Raw genomic sequence first — 1,444 nt, forward strand, 5'->3', positions numbered from 1 at the left:
CGTGAAGGTGCCGGCGGTGATCGGTCCGGTGACGCGGTCGGCACCCTGGGTATCGTTGGTCAGGACGTTGCCGGTCAGGGTCAGTTGGGCTTCGGTTGCGGTGACGGCGTTGGTGTCAGGCGCAGCGGTTGGTACGTCGTCGACGATGTTTACGTCAAGGCTTCCGCTGGAGGTGCTGCCATCTGTGTCCGTCGCGGTGACGGTGAAGCTTTCGGTGAGGTTGTTGATGCCGCCGGCGTTTGGATGGGCCTCGTTATCCAGCAGGGTGTAGCTGTAGGTCACCACGCCGGTACTGGTGTTGTAGCCGGTGACGGTCAGCGTATTCCCCAGCGGAGTCGTGGCGGTTTGTGGGAAACCGGCAGCCACGCCACCGCTGATGACATTGATTCCACCCACGCTCAGGGTTTGCAGCCCGTCCGGAGCGGTGACGGCAAAAGTGCCGGTTTGGGTCAGTGCCGGCGTATTCGGGTTGCTGCCGTCGCTGAGGTTTTTCTCGTAGACCGTCAGTTCACCACCCGCTGCATCAAGGCCATTGAGGGTGACTGGATCATTCAGGTTTTTGATATCCAGAACCAGATTCGCGGTACTGGTGTCGCCATCCGCATCGGTCAGGGTGTAGGCAAAGGTCTCAGTGCCAGTGCCGCCGCCGTGCAGGTTGAAGAAGTCCGGATCCGCAGGATTCAGCGTGTAGGTGTAAGACCCATCCGCAGCCAGAACCAACGTGCCGTAGGTCCCAGTGAAGGTGCCCGCGGTGATCGGTCCGGTAACCCGGTCGGCGCCTTGCGTGTCGTTGGTCAGCACATTCCCTGTCAGGACCGTGGCAACCTCAGTCGCAACCGACGCATTGGTATCCGGCGCAGCGGTTGGTACGTCGTCGACGATGTTTACATCGAGGCTTCCGCTGGAGGTGCTGCCATCAGTATCCGTCGCTGTGACGGTGAAACTCTCGGTCAGGTTGTTGATGCCGCCTGCATTCGGATGAGCCTCGTTATCCAGCAAGGTATAGCTGTAGGTCACCACGCCAGTGTTCGGGTTGTAACCCGTAACAGTCAGCATATTCCCCAAAGGCGTCGTGGCGGTTTGTGGGAAACCGGAGGCTACACCGCCAGAAACAACGTTGATGCCGCCCACGCTCAGGGTTTGCAGCCCGTCCGGAGCGGTGACGGTAAAAGTGCCGGTTTGGGTCAGAGCTGGCGTGTTCGGGTTGCTGCCGTCGCTGAGGTTTTTCTCGTAGACCGTCAGTTCACCACCCGCAGCATCGAGGCCATTGAGGGTGACTGGATCATTCAGGTTTTTGATATCCAGAACCAGATTCGCAGTACTGGTATCCCCATCAGCATCGGTCAGGGTGTAGGCAAACGTCTCGGTACCCGTACCGCCGCCATGCAGATTAAAGAAGTCCGGATCCGCAGGATTCAACGTGTAGGTGTAAGACCCATCCGCA

Annotated in this window: 1 protein-coding gene; it reads right to left on the reverse strand. The window is 59.3% G+C overall.

Annotation, left to right across the window (positions count from 1 at the left end):
* A partial coding sequence (locus tag NTD88_RS04510) for an Ig-like domain-containing protein (protein ID WP_262154876.1) occupies nt 1-1,444 on the reverse strand: 1,444 nt, incomplete at both ends.

Origin of the sequence: Pseudomonas sp. 20P_3.2_Bac5 (assembly GCF_025466035.1) — a bacterium.
Classification (GTDB): Bacteria; Pseudomonadota; Gammaproteobacteria; order Pseudomonadales; family Pseudomonadaceae; genus Aquipseudomonas.